Source organism: Nitratireductor sp. GCM10026969 (assembly GCF_042660605.1).
Taxonomy (GTDB): Bacteria; Pseudomonadota; Alphaproteobacteria; order Rhizobiales; family Rhizobiaceae; genus Chelativorans.
The window spans coordinates 13,319-30,220 of record NZ_JBHSUM010000007.1 but is presented as its reverse complement, the minus strand read 5'-3'; the positions used below and the strand labels follow the sequence as shown (position 1 = coordinate 30,220).

The 16,902-nt window shown below is 62.7% G+C and carries 14 protein-coding genes; 8 read left to right on the top strand and 6 right to left on the bottom strand.

Annotation, left to right across the window (positions count from 1 at the left end):
* Positions 1 to 4 precede the first annotated feature (4 nt).
* Genes ACFP9U_RS03310 through ACFP9U_RS03275 form a run of 8 tightly spaced genes read left to right on the top strand, consistent with a single transcriptional unit; the run spans position 5 to position 11,095 of the window.
* Complete coding sequence (locus ACFP9U_RS03310) at positions 5 to 595, top strand: tripartite tricarboxylate transporter TctB family protein (RefSeq protein WP_378619004.1); 591 nt, start codon at positions 5 to 7, stop codon at positions 593 to 595.
* The gene (locus ACFP9U_RS03305; protein WP_378619003.1) at positions 592 to 2,106 is read left to right on the top strand and encodes a tripartite tricarboxylate transporter permease; all 1,515 of its coding nucleotides are present in this window, start codon (positions 592 to 594) and stop codon (positions 2,104 to 2,106) included. Before ACFP9U_RS03310 ends, ACFP9U_RS03305 begins: the two co-directional genes overlap by 4 nt.
* A gap of 3 nt (positions 2,107 to 2,109) precedes the next feature.
* The gene (locus tag ACFP9U_RS03300) at positions 2,110 to 3,594 is read left to right on the top strand and encodes an aldehyde dehydrogenase (protein ID WP_378619001.1); all 1,485 of its coding nucleotides are present in this window, start codon (positions 2,110 to 2,112) and stop codon (positions 3,592 to 3,594) included.
* A gap of 13 nt (positions 3,595 to 3,607) precedes the next feature.
* The gene (locus tag ACFP9U_RS03295) at positions 3,608 to 6,172 is read left to right on the top strand and encodes an FAD-dependent oxidoreductase (protein WP_378619000.1); all 2,565 of its coding nucleotides are present in this window, start codon (positions 3,608 to 3,610) and stop codon (positions 6,170 to 6,172) included.
* Positions 6,117 to 7,379, top strand: a complete 1,263-nt coding sequence (locus tag ACFP9U_RS03290) for a Tm-1-like ATP-binding domain-containing protein (protein ID WP_378618998.1) — start codon at positions 6,117 to 6,119, stop codon at positions 7,377 to 7,379. The genes ACFP9U_RS03295 and ACFP9U_RS03290 overlap by 56 nt, the downstream gene beginning before the upstream one ends.
* Positions 7,369 to 9,411, top strand: a complete 2,043-nt coding sequence (locus ACFP9U_RS03285; RefSeq protein WP_378618997.1) for an NAD-binding protein — start codon at positions 7,369 to 7,371, stop codon at positions 9,409 to 9,411. The genes ACFP9U_RS03290 and ACFP9U_RS03285 overlap by 11 nt, the downstream gene beginning before the upstream one ends.
* A 16-nt stretch (positions 9,412 to 9,427) precedes the next feature.
* Positions 9,428 to 10,540, top strand: a complete 1,113-nt coding sequence (locus ACFP9U_RS03280; RefSeq protein WP_378618995.1) for an aminomethyltransferase family protein — start codon at positions 9,428 to 9,430, stop codon at positions 10,538 to 10,540.
* A gap of 36 nt (positions 10,541 to 10,576) precedes the next feature.
* Positions 10,577 to 11,095 (top strand): hypothetical protein, encoded by a 519-nt coding sequence (locus tag ACFP9U_RS03275; protein WP_378618994.1) that lies wholly within the window; start codon positions 10,577 to 10,579, stop codon positions 11,093 to 11,095.
* A 557-nt stretch (positions 11,096 to 11,652) separates the two neighbouring features.
* On the opposite strand, the gene ACFP9U_RS03270 is transcribed toward ACFP9U_RS03275, so the two are convergent.
* From ACFP9U_RS03270 to ACFP9U_RS03245, 6 genes are all read right to left on the bottom strand, one after another.
* Positions 11,653 to 12,219 carry a hypothetical protein gene (locus ACFP9U_RS03270; RefSeq protein WP_378618993.1) on the bottom strand — a complete coding sequence of 189 codons (567 nt, stop codon included), beginning with the start codon at positions 12,217 to 12,219 and terminating at the stop codon, positions 11,653 to 11,655.
* Between the two features lie 73 nt (positions 12,220 to 12,292).
* Positions 12,293 to 12,580: a hypothetical protein gene (locus ACFP9U_RS03265; protein WP_378618991.1), complete on the bottom strand. Its 288-nt coding sequence runs from the start codon at positions 12,578 to 12,580 to the stop codon at positions 12,293 to 12,295.
* Positions 12,581 to 12,593: 13 nt separating this feature from the next.
* Positions 12,594 to 14,024, bottom strand: a complete 1,431-nt coding sequence (locus tag ACFP9U_RS03260) for an ammonium transporter (protein WP_378618990.1) — start codon at positions 14,022 to 14,024, stop codon at positions 12,594 to 12,596.
* A 127-nt stretch (positions 14,025 to 14,151) separates the two neighbouring features.
* Entirely contained in the window at positions 14,152 to 15,105 is a 954-nt protein-coding gene (locus ACFP9U_RS03255; protein WP_378618989.1) for a carbon-nitrogen hydrolase family protein, read from the bottom strand.
* 1 nt (position 15,106) lies between these two features.
* A complete protein-coding gene (locus ACFP9U_RS03250) occupies positions 15,107 to 15,520 on the bottom strand; it encodes a hypothetical protein (RefSeq protein ID WP_378618988.1) in 414 nt (137 codons plus the stop codon).
* A 10-nt stretch (positions 15,521 to 15,530) separates the two neighbouring features.
* On the bottom strand, positions 15,531 to 16,895 hold the full coding sequence (locus ACFP9U_RS03245) for an FMN-binding glutamate synthase family protein (protein WP_378618987.1): 1,365 nt from the start codon (positions 16,893 to 16,895) through the stop codon (positions 15,531 to 15,533).
* Positions 16,896 to 16,902 lie beyond the last annotated feature (7 nt).

Below are 16,902 nucleotides of genomic sequence, written 5' to 3'. Positions count from 1 at the left end.
TGAAATGACCAGAAGCGGCCCTCCCGGAACCGAACTCGAGATCGTCGAAGACGAGCTAGACGAAGTCGTGCCGGAAGAAGCCGAGGGCTTCTCCGCGCTGATCCTGACGGCAGCCTCGATGATCCTCATCGTGCTCGCACCCTTCGCGACAAGCGCGCAGCCCGCGGGCAAGGGGTGGTATCTGGCGCCAATCGTCTGGCCACTGGTCAGCCTTGGCATGGCAATCGTCGCCGGCGCGGCGCTGAGTTGGCAGTTTCTCAAGGCATTTCGCGGTGCCCGGGAGAGGAAAGCCTTTCGCACAAAGACACTGTGGGCGTTCGGCGGTTTGGTCGAGGCCTTCGAATACGCGCTCTATTTCTGCGTCTACATGGTCGCCGTAAGCTATTTCGGATTTGCCATCGCGACGCTGCTGTTCCTGGAATTCGTCATCTGGCGCGCCGGTTTGCGCGGCACGAAATGGGTGCTGGCGGGCCTTTTCACCACCGCTGCGATCGTCGTCATCTTCCGGGTCGGCATCGGCCTCTGGTTCCCGCTGGCACCCCTCTTCAAGCTGTTGCCCGACTGGGTCGGCAATACATTCGGGAGCTTTCTGTGATCGAATCCTTCCTTCTAGGGCTGGAGCACGTCACGCAATGGCAGGTGGTTCTCTGCCTGCTTCTGGGCGCGCTGCTCGGCATCATGGTGGGCGCCGTGCCAGGTCTGGAGCCAGCCGGCGCCATGGCGATCCTGTTACCCTTCAGCCTGCAACTCGACCCGCTGCCGGGTGTGACATTGCTGCTCGGGGCCTATGGCGGCGCCTGGTACGGGGGCGCGATACCGGCGATTCTGATCCGGGTGCCCGGCACGCCAGTCAACGTGCTGACCACTTATGACGGTTACCCGATGGCCAAGCGTGGTGAACCGCACAGGGCGCTGTCGATCGCCTATTCCTCCTCCTTCGTCGGCGGCACCATATCCGTGCTCGCGCTTGTATTGCTTGCGCCCTATCTCGCAAAGGTGGCGGAACGATTCGGCGCACCGGAATACGCGATGGTGGCAATCCTCGCCCTCGTTTCAGTCCTACTTGCGCATCAGAAGCACATCGTCGCGGCGGTTCTCTCGCTGGGGATCGGCATGTTCCTGGGATCGGTCGGGTTCGAATCCCCCTTTAACACGCAGCGTTACACTTTCGGTCAGCAATGGCTGCTCGGCGGCGTTCCCATGGTGCCGGTCGTCATCGGACTGTTCGCCATGTCCCAGGCTTTCGTACTGCTTGGCACCAGCAGCCGCCGGAAACCGGGAGAGGACTTTACCCAGCAGAGCCGCTTCCGAGGACTCGCTGAGGTCTTCCGATACCCGCGTACGCTCGCGCGGTCGTCGGGCCTCGGCGTGGTCATGGGGCTGTTGCCTGGCGTCGGCGAGTTCGGGGCACAGTTCCTCTCCTATTCGCTCGCGCGACGCTTTTCAAAAAAGCCGGAAGAATTTGGCAAAGGCTCGGCCGAGGGCCTCATTGCCTCGGAGACGTCCATCAGCGCCTGCACATCGACGGTGCTGGTGCCGCTCCTGTCTCTGGGCATTCCGGCCGATCCGCTGATGGCGATGCTGCTTGCCGTATTCATGATCCACAATATCATTCCGGGGCCACAGCTCTTCGCCCAGCACCCCGACTTCATATCCGGCCTCTACATATCGCTCTTTCTGCTTAACGTGCTGGTGCTTGTCTTTCTGCTTTTTTCGACGAAGCACATCGTCAGGCTCTCGAACCTCAACCCAAAAATCGTCGGCGCGACAATCCTCGTATTGGCGCTGATCGGCTCCTACACACAGAATTACCGGCTCTCCGACGCCCTGATCACCGTGATCTTCGCCGTCATCGGCCGTTTCATGTTGCGCAACGGCATCCCGGCTTTCCCGCTGGTCATCGGACTGGTGTTGGGACCGATGCTTGAGGTGCGGCTCAAGCAATCGCTCAGCCTCTCGAACGGCGATCCGGCGATTTTCCTGACCCGGCCGATCGCCGCCACACTGCTCGTATTTGCCGTTGCCGCCGTCGCCCTGTTCGTCGTCGCACAGCTGCGATCAGCACGGCGGGAACCTACACGATCCCTATCATCAAGCGAGGGCTGAGTCATGCAGCAGCAACAGATTGACGCGCTGCGCAACCTGCGGGTTCCGCCTCAAGACCTATTCATCGATGGCGCGCGGCAGGCTGCGGAAGCCGGCGGCACGCTCGACGTCGTGTCACCGATTGACGGCAGCCGGCTGACCACGATTGCCGATGCCGACGCCTTGGATGTGGACCGCGCCGTTGCCGCCGCCGGAGCGGCCTTCGACAAGGGCGCCTGGTCGCGCGCGGCGCCCCCCGAGCGCAAGAAGGTGCTGCACCGCATCGCCGATCTGATCGAGAAGCACGCGCTGGAACTTGCCGTGCTCGGCGTGCGCGACAACGGCACCGAGATCGCCATGGCGCTCAAGGCGGAGCCGGGAAGCTGCGCCGGCACCTTCCGCTACTACGCCGAGGCGGTCGACAAGGTCTATGGCGAGATCGCGCCGACGGCGGAGAACGTGCTCGGCCTCGTCCACCGCGAACCGGTCGGCGTAGTGGGCGCCATCGTGCCCTGGAACTTCCCGCTGATGATCGGCGCCTGGAAGATCGCGCCGGCCCTTGCCGCCGGCAACACCGTGGTGCTGAAGCCGGCGGAGTCGGCCTCGCTGACGCTTTTGCGCCTTGCCGAGCTCTGCACCGAGGCCGGGCTGCCGGACGGCGTCTTCAACGTCGTCACCGGCCGCGGCGCGGTCGCCGGCGAGGCGCTGGGGCTACATATGGATGTCGACGTGCTGGCCTTCACGGGTTCGGGCGGCGTCGGACGCCGGCTGCTTGAGTATTCGGCGCGCTCGAACCTGAAGCCCGTCTCGCTGGAACTCGGCGGAAAGTCGCCCAACATCGTCTTCGCCGACGCGCCGGACCTCGACCAGGCGGCCAGGACCGCCGCCTACGGCATCTTCCGCAATTCCGGCCAGGTCTGCGTGGCCGGCTCGCGCCTGCTGGTGGAGCGCTCCATCCACGAGGCCTTCGCCGAAAAGGTCGCCGCCATCGCCGCGACGATGAAGGTCGGCGATCCGCTAGACAGCGCCACCGAGGCGGGTGCGATCAACAGTGCCGAACAGCTGTCGAAGAACCTGTCCCACGTCGAAAAGGCCGCGTCGGAAAGCGCCGTCCTGAAGACCGGCGGTCGGCGCATCCTTGAAGAGACCGGCGGTTTCTACATGACCCCCACCGTCTTCGATGCCGTGCGACCCGACATCACGCTGGCGCGCGAGGAGGTGTTCGGCCCGGTGCTGGCGGTGATCCCCTTCGACGACGAGGCCGACGCCGTGCGAATCGCCAACGCCACGCCCTATGGCCTGGCCTCCGCCGTGTGGACCGCCAACCTTGCCCGCGCGCATCGCATGGTGCGCGCCGTGAAGGCCGGCGTCGTTCACGTTAACACCTATGGTGGCGCCGACATCACCGTGCCGCTCGGCGGCGTCAGGCAGTCCGGCAACGGCCACGACAAGTCGCTGCACGCGCTCGACAAATATGTCGACCTGAAAACGGCATGGATTCAGCTGTGAAAGAGTACCTTCGATGAACGCAAGACCCCTTCCTGACCATGCACCCGTCGTCGTCATCGGCGGTGGCGTTATCGGGACTTCGACGCTCTACCATTTGGCAAAGCGCGGCGTGGAAGGAGCCGTGCTGCTCGAACGCAAGCAGCTCGCCTCCGGCACGACATGGCATGCGGCCGGCATCGTTGGGCAGTTGCGCGAATCCGGAGCCCAGACGGAACTGTCGAAATATACCGCCCGGCTGTTCACGGAGCTTGAAGCAGAGACCGGGCAGGCGACCGGCTACAAGCAGAACGGCACCATTCACTTGGCGCTATCCGACGTCCGGCTGGAGCAGTTGCGCCGCAACCATGACCACGCCGCGCGTGTTGGCATCGAGAGCCATCTACTCGGGCTGGAAGAGTTGAAGGAAAAATGGCCCTGGGTCGAGTATGAAGGCGTCAAGGGCGGCTTCTTTGTCCCCTCGAACGGTCAGGTGAATCCGCTCGATGTCACGCAGGCCTTCGCCCGAGGCGCGCGCTCCAATGGTTGTCTGGTGTTCGAAAACACGGCCGCGACGAGGATTGTCACCCGTAACGGCCGCGTCGTCGGCGTGGAGACCGAGCGCGGCACCATCACCACCGAAAGGGTGCTGCTCGCCGGCGGCATGTGGACCGCGCGTTTCGCCAAGGCGCACGGCGTGACGGTGCCGCTGCACGCTGCAGAGCATTTCTACATCGTCACGGAGACGATCCCCAACCTACCGAAGGCGTTGCCGGGCCTGGTGGTGTTGGAGGAGCGCATCTACGCGAAGGAAGACGCCGGCAAGCTGCTTATTGGTGGTTTCGAGGCGCGCGGCAAAGCGTGGGGCCGCGATGGCATTCCCGAAAGCTTCGAGTTCGATGAGCTTCCCTTCGACATGGAACATCTGGAGCCGGTACTGGAGACGATCTTCGCACGCCTGCCGGGCCTCGCCGAATTCGGCGTACAGACCTTCTTTAACGGGCCTGAGAGCTTTACCCCGGATGGACGGCCCTATCTGGGCCCTGCGCCGGAGATGCCCGGTCTCTGCATTGCCGCCGGCATGAATTCCAACGGCATCCTGAATTCCGGTGGTGTGGGCCTGACCATGGCCGAGTGGCTGACCGATGGCCTGCCTTCAGGCGGTATGGGCTCCATGCTGGCCTCGCGCGCCCACCCATTCCAGGCGAACGCCGCCTACAACGCGGAGCGCGTGACGGAGGCAGTCGGGCTCCACTGGGGTCTCCATTGGCCCGGGCGCCAGATCGAGACCGCGCGCGGCGTGCGCCGGATTCCGCTGCATGATCGGCTGAAGGAAAAGGGTGCCGTGTTCGCCGAGCGCATCGGCTGGGAAGTGCCAATGTATTTCGACCCTTCCGGCAAGGGCTGGCCGACCGAGCCGTCGATCGGCAGGCAAGAATGGTTCCCGCTGGTGGAAGAAGAATGTCTTGCAGCGCGCGACACGGCTGCGCTCCTGGATCAATCGATGTACGGCAAGATCCTGGTTCAAGGACCAGACGCCGTGCGTGCGCTCAACCGGGTCTGCGGCGCTGAGATGGATGTGCCGGTGGGAACCTCGGTCTACGCGCAATTCCTCAATCAGCGCGGCGGCATTGAGGCTGACATCACGGCGATTCGGATTGGACCCCAGAAGTTTGTGATCGTCACCGGCCACCCGAGCCAGATCCGCGATCAGGCATGGCTCAGGGCCCGCGCAGACCCGGATTGGCGCTTTGAAATCTTCGACGCTACTTCCGCCTACGCGCTTCTTTCCCTGCACGGGCCGAAGTCCAGAGACATACTGGCAACCATTTCCGGCGACGATCTTTCGAACGAGTCCTTCCCCTTCGGGACAGCGCGCGAAATCGACCTTGCCTATGCCCGCGTTTGGGCGATCCGCCGCTCCTTTCTTGGCGAACTCGGATACGAACTGCTGATCCCGACGGAGTTCGTGGCCGGCGCTTACGAAGCGCTGCTGGAAGCGGGCGAACCGGTTGGCCTCCGCCATGTCGGCATGTTCGCCATGAACCATTGCCGTATGGAGAAGGCATTCCGTCATTTCGGCCACGATATTGGCGAGGATGACACCCCCTACGAGGCTGGCCTCGGCTTCGCGGTAAAGCTCGACAAGGCCGAGCCCTTCCTCGGACTCGAGGCACTGTCGAAGCAGAAGGCGGAAGGACCGGCGACCAAGCAACGCACGGTGGCGATCGCGGTAGACGGCGCGACCGCGCAGGATGGACCTTTCCTTGTCCACAATGAGCCGATCTGGCGCGAGGGCCGGTTGGTTGGACATGTGACCTCGGGCGCTTGGGGCTTCAGGCTCGGCAAGTCTCTGGGCATAGCGACGCTTCACAATCCCGACGGGGTGTCGAAGCAGTGGATCGAAGAAGGGGGCTTCACGGTGCGGATTGCCGGACAGGATTTCCCCGTAATCCCACAGCTCAAGCCATTTTATGACCCGGCCGGCGAACGCATGCGCGGCGGCATCGAGACGGCATCCACGAAAGTCAAATGGGAGGAGACCCATGAGCGAACAAAAGACGATCCTCGTCATAGGCACCTACGACACCAAGTCGGATGAGCTGCGGTTTCTGCAGGAGTGTATCGAGAAGCAGGGCGGCAAGGCCCTCACAATGGATGTGAGCGTACTGGGGAATACGCCGCAGCCGACAGACGTCTCGAAGCATCAGGTGGCCGAGGCGGCAGGGTCCTCGATCGAGAAGGCGGCCAACTCCGGTGACGAAAATTCCGCCATGCAGATTATGGCGATGGGCGCCTCCACGTTGACGGCCAAGCTCCATGCCGACGGCAATATCGACGGCATTATCGCCATGGGTGGAACCATGGGCACGGATCTCGCGCTCGACTGTGCGCGGGCGCTGCCTATCGGCGTACCCAAATACGTGATTTCCACGATCGCCTTCTCTCCGCTGATCCCGCCGGACAGGCTGTCCGCCGATATCCAGATGATCCTGTGGGCGGGCGGTCTCTACGGTCTGAACGACATCTGCAAGGCCACGCTCAGCCAGGCCGCGGGCGCGGTGCTGGGCGCGGTGCGTGCTGTGGTGAAGCCAGATCCCGACAGACCGGTAATCGGCATGATGAGCTTCGGATCGTCGGCCCTGAAGTACATGGTCCACCTTCGTCAGCCGCTGATCGATCGCGGCTTTTCGGTCGCCGTCTTTCACGGCACCGGCATGGGCGGCATGGCTATGGAAAGCCTCGCCGAACAGGGCTATTTCGCCGCCGTGCTGGAGCTGGCGGTGGCTGAGATCGGCAACCTCATGGTCGGCTCCATCATCAACGCCGGCAAGGATCGCATGACGGCCGCCGGGCGGCGCGGAACCCCGATCATCGCCGCGCCGGGATTCGGCGACATGATCGATTTCGCAACCTGGCAGCCAGTGCCCGAACGGTTCCGCGACCGGCCCTATCATGCCCACAACCGATTGCTGGCATCGGCCTCGCTGACTGGCCATGAGCGACGAGAGCTTGCGCGCGAGGTCGCCCGCCGACTGAAGGCAGCCAAAGGACCGGTGCATTTCGTGCTGCCCACCCAGGGCATCCACGCATGGGATACCGAGGGCATGCCCGCGCATGACCCGGCCGCGCTGGCCGAGATGGTGAATGAATACAGGAAGGTCATGACCGACCCGATCGAGCTTTCGGTCGTCGACTGCCACATCAACGATCTCGCCTTCTCGGAGAAGGTTCTTGAGATCATCGACGGCTGGATCGCCGACGGCACAATCAAGGTGACCAGAAGAAGCCAGAGCAATGCCGCGTGATCCGCGTTACGATATCCTGTTCGAGCCGCTGAAAATCGGCCCGGTCACGGCACCGAACCGCTTCGTGTCGATGCCCCATGCGATCGGCTTCTCCTATTTGATGCCCAACGGGGCCATCGGCATCCGCGAGATGCGGGCCGAGGGCGGCTGGGGCATCGTGGCAATGCAACTTTCCGAGATCGATCCGACATCGGATCTATCGGGCTTGCCCTACGAGCGGCTCTGGGACGAGGAGGACGTGAAGGCGCACGCGCGCTCGGTGGCGCGCATCCATGCGCACGGGGCTCTGGCTTCGATCGAGCTGGCGCATACCGGCATCCGCTCGCGCGGCATCTCCAATGGTTATCCGGCGATGGGGCCGTCGGTCGTACCGACGCTGAAAGCCGAAGCGCCGTTCATGGCGCGGGCCATGGACAAAGCCGACATCCGCACCTTGCGCGAAAATTATCGTGCTGCCGCGCGGCGGGCCAAGCAGGCGGGCTACGATATTGTCTATGTCTACGCCTCGCACGATGCCTCCGTGCTCTGGCACTTCCTGTCGCCTGCCTACAATCGGCGGAACGACGAATATGGCGGCAGTTTTGACAACCGCCTTCGGCTGTTTCGCGAGGTGCTGGAGGAAACCAAGGAGGAAGCCGGAGACGACATGGCCGTGGCGGTGCGCTTTGCCGTGCACGAGCTGTCGGGGCCCAAGCGCATCCTTAACACCGGCGAAGGCCGCGCTGTTGTCGAAGCGCTTGCGGAGCTTCCCGACCTCTGGGACGTGAACATCTCCGGTTGGAGCCGCGACAGCGGCACCTCACGCTACGATCCCGAGGGGTTCCAAGAGGAGTTCACGAGCTTCGTCAAGCAGGTGACGGGCAAACCCGTATTGGGAGTCGGCCGCTTCACCTCACCTGATGCGATGGTGAGCCAGATCCGGCGCGGTGTGCTGGATCTGATCGGGGGCGCACGCCCGTCTATCGCCGACCCGTTCCTGCCGGCGAAAGTCCGTGAAGGGCGGATCGAGGACATACGCGAGTGCATCGGCTGCAATTTCTGCGTCTCCGCCGAGACCCTGGGCGTCGAGCTGCGCTGCACCCAGAATCCGACGATCTCGGAAGAATGGCGCCGCGGCTGGCACCCCGAGCACGTGCCGCGGGCGGCAAAGGCGGAAACTGCGCTGATCGTGGGCAGCGGCCCGGCGGGGCTCGAAGCGGCGCTGGTGCTGGCGCACGCGGGTCATGCGGTGACGGTCGCGGAGCGCAGGGATGAACTGGGTGGCCGGGTCGCCCGCGAGGCCCGCATCAAGGGGCTCTCCGCCTGGGGGCGCGTAGCGGACTACCGCCTATATCTGCTCCGGCAAATGCCAAATGTGGAACTCTATCCCGGCAGCGACCTCGACGCCGACGCGATCGCGGAGTTCGGGGCGGACCACATCCTACTCGCAACGGGTGCGCCCTGGCGCGGCGACGGCGCCGGACGTACGCGGCTTGATGCGATTCCGGGCTTTAAGGGCGTCGCTCTGACGCCCGACGATTTGATGGACGGCGCGCGTGTCGAAGGCCCGGTCGTCATTTATGACGACGACCATTACTACATGGCAAACACACTCTCTGTGGACCTCGCAGCCAAGGGGCACGCGGTGCGGATCGTCACGCCGCTGCCCACGCTCGCCGCGTGGATGGCGCAGACGCTGGAGCAGCCGCGCATGCTGGGCGAGTTGAAGGCGGCTGGTGTGGAGATGTATCCCAACACCACTGCCATTGCGTGGAAAGGCAATGGCCTGTCCGTCTTCCGTTCCGACACGGGCGACGAACTGCCCCCGATCGAAGGACACACCCTGATCTCTGTCACGACGCGAATGCCCGATCCAGCCCTGTCGCAAAGCCTTACCGAGCGTGGCATCCCGCATCGCGTGATCGGCGACGCGGACTGCCCTGGCGTGATCCAGGCGGCGGTTTATTCCGGCCATCGGCACGCGCGGGAAATCCTTGGAACGGAACCGGCCGACCGCATCTTCCGGCGCGAACGCCCACAACTCTTCGTCTGATACAGGAACTTTCCTCATGACCGCAAAACGGACACCGCTCTACCATGCCTTTCTCGCCCGAAACGCCCAGATGGCGGAGAAGGCACATTTCCTGACCGCGAACGCCTTCACCGACGCAAAGGCCGAACACGAGGCCGTTCGCAGCGCTGCCGGCCTGTTCGAGATATTCGGCCAATTCCTCGTCGAGGTCGCCGGCAGGGAGGCGGAACGGTTCCTGAACGAGACTCTGGTCGCCGACTTCAGCAAGGTTGCGCCTGGACGCGGCGTCTATTGCGGCATCCTCAACGAGAATGGCGGCTTCATCGACGACGTCATCACCTTTCGCCCCGCGGACGACCTCTTCTGGGTCGTGCCGGCGCCGCACCGGGTGGACCGCGTCGAGGCCTATCTGCGCGAACGCGGAGCACCCTACGGTGTTCATGCGGTCTCATTGGGCTATCGCTATGTCTCATTGTCGCTGCAAGGGCCAAAGTCGCGTGACTGTCTCGCCGCAGTGACTGACGCTGACGTGTCGGGTGCAGCACTGCCGAGCTTCGGGCTGCTAACGGCGACGGTGGCGGGCGTTCCAGGCGTGATTGTCACACGCACCGGCTTCACTGGCGAACTTGGTTACGAGCTGTGGGTGCCGACCGAGCATATCGAAAACTTCTATGACGCGCTGTTGGAAGCCGGCAAATCCTATAGCCTCGTGCCCTGCGGTGCCGGCTCGATGGGATCGCTCAGGATCGAGAAGCGCTATCCCATCTGGGGCAGAGACATCGGCGAGGACACGACCCCCGTCGAAGCTGGGCTCGGCTGGACGGTGAAGCCGAAGGAGGCGGACTATCCCGGCAAAGCCGTCGTCGAGCGGCAGAAACGGGATGGCACCGAGCGGCTTCTGGTGCTGTTGGAACTGCCCGAAGGGGCTGCCCTACCGGAGATGGCCGCGACGGTCACGCATGAGGGCGATCCGGTCGGCAAAGTGACATCGGTCGCAATGGGTCACACGGTCGGCCGGCCTCTTGCCCTCGCCTATGTCCGGCGCGACCTTGCGAGCGACGGGCACACGGTCGGCCTGCCGGGCGACATTGCCGTCACCGTCCGGCGCGGCGCGGTGTACGACCCCAAGTCCACGCGCTCGCGCGCATGATGTGGGCAGATACATAGTCTCCGAAGAGAAATTGCGATGGAACTGACCAAGTACCGAGAGGAAATCCGCAAGGCCAGCGAGGGCGAGGTGATCGGGGAAGCACTGTTCCTGCGGCTCGCCCCGGCCTTCGCGCCGGAGCACCACGACAAGCTCATCGCCATGGCGAAGCTCGAAACCGTCACCGGTGGTTTGCTCGAAGCGCTAGTGGCCCGCCACGGGATCGAGGGCACCGATCGAACGACTCTGGCCGGAACGACCGAAAGCCTGGCGGCAAGCCTTGAGGGCGTATCCTGGCAGGAACTCATGACTCGCCTCAGCAATGGCTTTCGCCCCTATGTTGCGATCTACGATCGCCTTGAAGAACATGCCCGCCCCGAGGACAGGCATGCACTGGCTTTCCTTGCGCGCCACGAAAGGCTTCTGCTCGAATTCGTCGAAGCCGAGCTTGCAGGGGACGGCACAACAGTGCTCGAGAAGATCGATGCTCTAGTCGCCGGGAAGGCTTCGTCTGTCTCCCCTGGCGGCGAGTTTGGTCAAGAGTCCGAGAAGCCGTGAGCGGTCGGCCAGGTTGAACCTGTGTAGGCCCATCAATTCGAGCATCATAATCCCCCCGCACGCGGGCGAGGTCCATGTCCTTGGCCTTCTCTTCGATCATGCGTGCATAGTTCTGGCAGGCTTCCCGAACCGGCTGTATCAGTTCTGGATCTTCCGCCAGATTTCATTCCGCGTATTTTAATAATCTTCTCACATATAAATACAGATTAATTACATTATTTACATCATTATTATTTATTCTGAAAGTTTCTCTATCTTTGTGGCAACGGTTCTGCAATATAGAAATGGATTCGATAGTCGGTGCAAAAAACTAATAATAATCATCAAAATCTCTATGATCAGGATCAATATTTTTTCGCATCATTTTCAGATCTCGCACTTCCAGTTCTTTATTGACGAACGGCTTGTAATCACGTTTTCAATATCGATACTAATCCATGGCCCAGCGATCGTTAGTGACAGCAATATCGCCCGGAGTCGGGCTCGCATTTACCAAGAGCAGTGCGCTAACCAAAACGTTGCGTCCAGGCACATATGTGAATGGGATCGGCGTTCAATTACGACCAGTCAGGCTCGAACCCCAGCACCTCGGTTCCGGCCGGAAGCGCGGGATTGAACAGCCGGTTATGCGCGACGGTCGCCTTATACATAGGATCGCCCGGAGCGAGCCGCCGCACCTTGCAGGACAGCTCGAAGCGTTGTGCGAAGGCGTCGAATACGAGCCTTACTCTACCAGCGGTGTGGATCGCTGCGGCTCCCGGTGAATGCGCCGGGAAGGTCGCGGTCAGCATGTCACTAAATTCCGAAGCCTTCTGATAGTAGCTTGCCGACAGGTACTCGACCGCCTGATCGCGGCGCCGCGCCGGATCATTGGTCTTGGCACTCATATGCTCTAGCTCGGGCGTTGCGGAATGGACGGGTGCCTTGTTCAAGATGGTGATGATGTAACTCATCGGTTCCGGCTCACCGGGCAGATAGACCGCCGGCATGATACCGGCGTCGGGGCGACCCTCGTTGTCGCGCATGGCGATCTGGCGTACGCGGCACTGCCACTTCAGAAAGGCGTCGCGCAGCGGATTCGGCTGTGGCTCGATCGCGAATTGCTGTTGTTGCAGGGGGTTCATGGCCATTTCTCCTTCGGATGTCGCCGGCCCGGGGCCGGCGACGGTCTCATCGGAAATTCGGAGGCCTGGCCGCCTATTCCTGCGCTTCCTTGTCAAAGGCACGGGTCAGCAATTCCTTGCTGTGGGCGGCGGTCTCATCTTCCTGCGTATCAAAGGCGCGGGCAAGCCATTCCCTGCTGCGGGCAGCGGCTTCATCAGCCTCGAACTCCTCCTTCTCGATCCTGAACTGCAGGATGTGGAAGCCCAGCCAGAAGATGAGGCCGAGGATGAAGAAGGTGACTTCCGATCCCACCATAGGGTAGATCGGCCCGAGTTGGGTGAGGTCCGTGCCGGACCAGGTTTGGACGATCGTGTTTGACATCGTTCGGTCCTCCTTATGTCAACACTCCGAGGCGTTTGGCCTCGGCGATATCGGCTTCAGAAACCTCGATGGCATCGGCCTCTTTCGAGACTTCCTCGCTCATGTCGAGCCCGACAAGTTCCACCGCAGGCGGCACGCGCAGCATGCCCAGGCTCTGCAGGATCTTCGATACGATGAGCGCTGGGATGAAGCCCAATACGATGAACATGATGCAGGCGCCCAGGAACTGGCCCCAGGGAGTAATCACGGCGGCTTCGGCGTGATAGCCCGCCGTGGCCGGGTGGCCCCAAAGCACGAAACCCGCGATCACAAGCCCGATGAAGCCGGCATAGCCATGCACCGCGACGGCGCCGACCGGATCGTCGATCTTGAACCGGCGCTCGACCCAGAAGTGCAGCTTGTAGGCGCAGTACGCGCCCACCGCACCGATCAACATCGCCTGGATCGGGTGATAGAGGTCATTGCCCGCCGACGCAGTGATGACCCCGGCAAGGCCGGCCGAGTAGGTCCAGAATGCCTCGCCCTTCGATACGACATAGCCCATCAGCAACCCGCCCGACAGCGACATCAGGAAGTTGAACACGATGGCCGAAAGGGTGGTCGGGGTGAGGTAGATCGTGGTCGCGGTGTAGGTGCCTTCGGCTGCGCCGATGTCGCCCGAGCCAATGATCGGCACATTGCAGGCCACGTAGAAGCCCCAGAAGCCGGTATAGATCAGGAACAACCCGATCGTCACCAGCCACTTGTTATGCGGGTTGATGTTGCGCGGCGTGCCGTCGGGGGCGAACTTGCCGATCCGCGAGCCCAGCACGCAGATCACGCCAAGCGCGAAGCCGCCCGCGATGGCATGGATCACACCCGAGGCATAGGCGTCGTGATAGCCCAGTTGCGTGACCATCCAGCCGTCCGGATGCCAGCCCCATGACGCGTCGATGATCCACATAAACGAGCCGATGACCACGGCAAGAATCCAGAAGGCAGACGGCCGGATCCGCTCGATCGTGGCACCCGAGACGATTGAGGCCGCCGTCCAGGAGAACAGCAGGAACGCTGCCCAGAACACGCCGTTGAGACGTGCCCAGAACTCGTTACCGAGTTCTGCACCATAGCCCTGCGCCTGCGGATCGTTGACGCCAGGCCCGCCCAGGTGCGTGCCCATCAGTTCGCCCCACGGCACCGCGTTGTCGCTTTGGGTGATGCCGCCGGTGATGCCGGGGCCGTTGGGGAATGCGAAGTAGATCCACCAGCCGAAGAAGAAGAACGTCACTGTGACCAGCGGGATCAGCATGGTGTTCTTCATAAGAGTGTGGATGTGGTTCTTGTAACGAGTCGCGCCGACCTCATACATGCAGAACCCGACGTGGATCAGGAACATTAGCGGTATGGTGACCCAATAGTAGAACTCGGTGAATATCACCGTCAGTGCACCGATTTCGGTATCCATGACGAATGTCCTCCCATTCGAACATTATTGCTGCAATTTCATTCAGATAACCCAGAAGGGTCGCCGCGATGCCGCCAATCGAGAACAGCACTGGCGCCGGCACACCGCTGGCCAACCAGAACGCCTGCTACCAGCCGATGGCCCGGTGCAGGGTACCTTCCTGTATGTCCGGCGTGGCCGAAGCTATTCGATCTGTGGACATAATCTTCTCCCATTGTCCCCGTCGTTTATGGTGTCTAGTCGGCACGTCCTCCGTCGCGGTGCACCGGAAGGCACGGTTATGTGTCAGGCTCGGAATGCGCTTGGAGATCGCTTCAACGAGATCGAGATCCAGGCGTGCATGGACGACACCGGCCTGCGTGCCGCCGTCCGCGATGACCTCTCCCCAGGGGTCCACGACCAGCGAATGGCCATAGCTCTCGCCGCCGCCGGGAATCGGCCCGACCGCGCAGGGCGAGACGATAAAACAGGTGTTCTCGATGGCGCGTGCGCGGTTCAGCACCTGCCAGTGCGCCTCGCCCGTCCGGCGGATGAAGGCCGCGGGACAGCAGATGACCTCGGCGCCGGCGGTCGCCAGCGCCCGAAAGAGCATCGGAAAGCGCAGGTCGTAGCAGATCGTGTGCCCGATCCGGGCGAATGGTGTATCGTGGATAACCGCGCGGTCGCCGGGAGCGACCGTCGCGCTTTCGTGGTAGCACTCGGCCTGGGATAGGGAGACGTCGAATAGGTGGATCTTGTCATAGCGGCCTCGGATACCGCCAGTGTCGTCGATCATATATCCTCGGTTGAGGATCCTGCCGTCGGGCCCGTCTACTGCGATCGAGCCAATAATGATCCAGACGCGCCGTTCGGCCGCAAACGCACGCAATCCAGACAGGACCGGATGCGCTGCCTCGGATTCCGATGGGGGCGCGAATGACGGGCCTTGGGATCGCAGCCCTCCGCAGTATTCAGGAAGGAAGAGCACCTCCGCGCCCGCCTGGACCGCTGCCTCAGCCAGCGGCAGCGCCTCGTTCAGCGCAGCCTTGAAATCCGGCATCGGCCGGGTCTGAAGGCAGGCTATGTCCAGCGGGCGCGGCATGTCAGAACTTCATGTACGCCCTTCTGAGCGTCGTCAGCGGATGCCGGTCAGACATCTGGAACTTGACGAGCAGCTCGCGGGCGATCATGTCGCGATCCTGCTGATTGTCGGGCAGGTCGATCGTTTCGGGGACGCGGACCCAGCCGTTGTTGTTGCGATCGAAAACGGCTGCCATCCCTTCCTCGTAGCCCATGTGCACGTCTTCCAGCCAGTTGAGGTCGTCCCAGCCCATGAATTCGATGTACTTCTTCAGGAATGGGGTCAGGCGGTCGTAATCGGGCACCAGGTTCACGTCGTAGCGGTAGCCGATATGCTGGCCGATTTCCTTTTCGCGCTCCGACTCCAGGCCCGCCGCGTCCTTGAGAAACTGGTCGACATCCTTGATCTGCGACCCGCGGTATTGCGTTCCAGCCATGGCGCCCTCCTTAAAGGTGATGATAATCGGCGACGCCGACCGTGTGGTTAGTGCCGGCGAGCGGAACGCCCGCCATCGCGCTGGCCTCCATCGTCAGCGCGGCAAGGTCCTCGGGCTCCAGCGAATGGAGGTTGGTCTTGCCGCAGGCGCGGGCGAAGAGCTGCGCCTCAATCGTCAGCGTGTGGAGGAAGTTGTAGACCCGCTCGGCCGCCTCGTCCGGATCGAGCCGCGCGCGGAGTTTGGGATCCTGCGTCGCCACGCCGACCGGGCAGCGGCCCGTGTGGCAGTGGTAGCAGTAGCCGGGCTCGGCGCCGATTTCCTCGGGGTAATTGGCCTCGGGGATGTCCTTGTTGCAGTTCAGCGCCATCATTGCCGAATGGCCGATTGCGATGGCGTCCGCGCCGAGCGCGATAGCCTTTGCGACGTCGGCGCCGTTGCGGATGCCGCCGGCATAGACCAAGCTGATCTCACCCCGCTTGCCCAGATCATCGATCGCCTTGCGGGCCTGACGGATCGCGGCAATACCGGGTACTCCGGTATCCTCGGTCGCAAGGTGAGGGCCAGCGCCGGTGCCACCCTCCATCCCGTCGATATAGATCGAATCTGGATCGCATTTGACCGCCATGCGCACGTCATCATAGGCGCGCGCCGCGCCAAGCTTCAGCTGAATCGGAACCTGCCAATCGGTGGCCTCGCGGATCTCCTGGATCTTCAGCGCCAGGTCGTCGGGCCCGAGCCAGTCGGGATGGCGCGCCGGCGAGCGCTGGTCGATACCCGCGGGCAAGCTGCGCATCTCCGCCACCTGGTCGGTGACCTTTTGGCCCATGAGGTGACCGCCGAGGCCCACCTTGCAGCCCTGGCCGATGAAGAACTCCACCCCATCGGCTAGCACCAGATGATGCGGGTTGAAGCCGTAGCGCGACTGGATGCACTGATAGAACCACTTGGAGCTATAGCGGCGCTCGTCGGGGATCATTCCACCCTCGCCCGAGCAAGTCGCAGTACCGGCCATCGTGGCTCCGCGCGCGAGCGCCGTCTTGGCCTCGTAGCTCAGGGCGCCGAAGCTCATGCCGGTGATGTAGACGGGGATATCCAGCGCCAGCGGCCGCTTGGCCCGCGGGCCGATCAGGGTCCTGGTCTCGCATTTCTCGCGGTAGCCTTCGATCACGAAGCGCGTCAACGTGCCGGGCAGGAAGGTCAAATCGTCCCAATGGGGGATTTTCTTGAACAGAGAGAAGCCCCGCATCCGGTAACGGCCGAGCTCGGCCTTCACATGGATGTCGTCGATCACACGAGGCGGAAAGACAAAACTGTCACCGATGCGGTTCACATCGCGGGCGAGCGCTTTCTTTTCCGGCAAGTTACCGTCTGCCATGTTGATC

Excerpts from the sequence above, each read along its gene's own strand:
- ACFP9U_RS03290 (WP_378618998.1), top strand. The coding sequence starts at position 6,117 with ATGAGCGAACAAAAGACGATCCTCGTCATAGGCACCTACGACACCAAG.
- ACFP9U_RS03300 (WP_378619001.1), top strand. The coding sequence starts at position 2,110 with ATGCAGCAGCAACAGATTGACGCGCTGCGCAACCTGCGGGTTCCGCCT.
- ACFP9U_RS03285 (WP_378618997.1), top strand. The coding sequence starts at position 7,369 with ATGCCGCGTGATCCGCGTTACGATATCCTGTTCGAGCCGCTGAAAATC.
- ACFP9U_RS03265 (WP_378618991.1), bottom strand. The coding sequence starts at position 12,580 with ATGTCAAACACGATCGTCCAAACCTGGTCCGGCACGGACCTCACCCAA.
- ACFP9U_RS03270 (WP_378618993.1), bottom strand. The coding sequence starts at position 12,219 with ATGAACCCCCTGCAACAACAGCAATTCGCGATCGAGCCACAGCCGAAT.
- ACFP9U_RS03310 (WP_378619004.1), top strand. The coding sequence starts at position 5 with ATGACCAGAAGCGGCCCTCCCGGAACCGAACTCGAGATCGTCGAAGAC.
- ACFP9U_RS03260 (WP_378618990.1), bottom strand. The coding sequence starts at position 14,024 with ATGGATACCGAAATCGGTGCACTGACGGTGATATTCACCGAGTTCTAC.
- ACFP9U_RS03295 (WP_378619000.1), top strand. The coding sequence starts at position 3,608 with ATGAACGCAAGACCCCTTCCTGACCATGCACCCGTCGTCGTCATCGGC.
- ACFP9U_RS03275 (WP_378618994.1), top strand. The coding sequence starts at position 10,577 with ATGGAACTGACCAAGTACCGAGAGGAAATCCGCAAGGCCAGCGAGGGC.
- ACFP9U_RS03255 (WP_378618989.1), bottom strand. The coding sequence starts at position 15,105 with ATGCCGCGCCCGCTGGACATAGCCTGCCTTCAGACCCGGCCGATGCCG.
- ACFP9U_RS03280 (WP_378618995.1), top strand. The coding sequence starts at position 9,428 with ATGACCGCAAAACGGACACCGCTCTACCATGCCTTTCTCGCCCGAAAC.
- ACFP9U_RS03250 (WP_378618988.1), bottom strand. The coding sequence starts at position 15,520 with ATGGCTGGAACGCAATACCGCGGGTCGCAGATCAAGGATGTCGACCAG.
- ACFP9U_RS03245 (WP_378618987.1), bottom strand. The coding sequence starts at position 16,895 with ATGGCAGACGGTAACTTGCCGGAAAAGAAAGCGCTCGCCCGCGATGTG.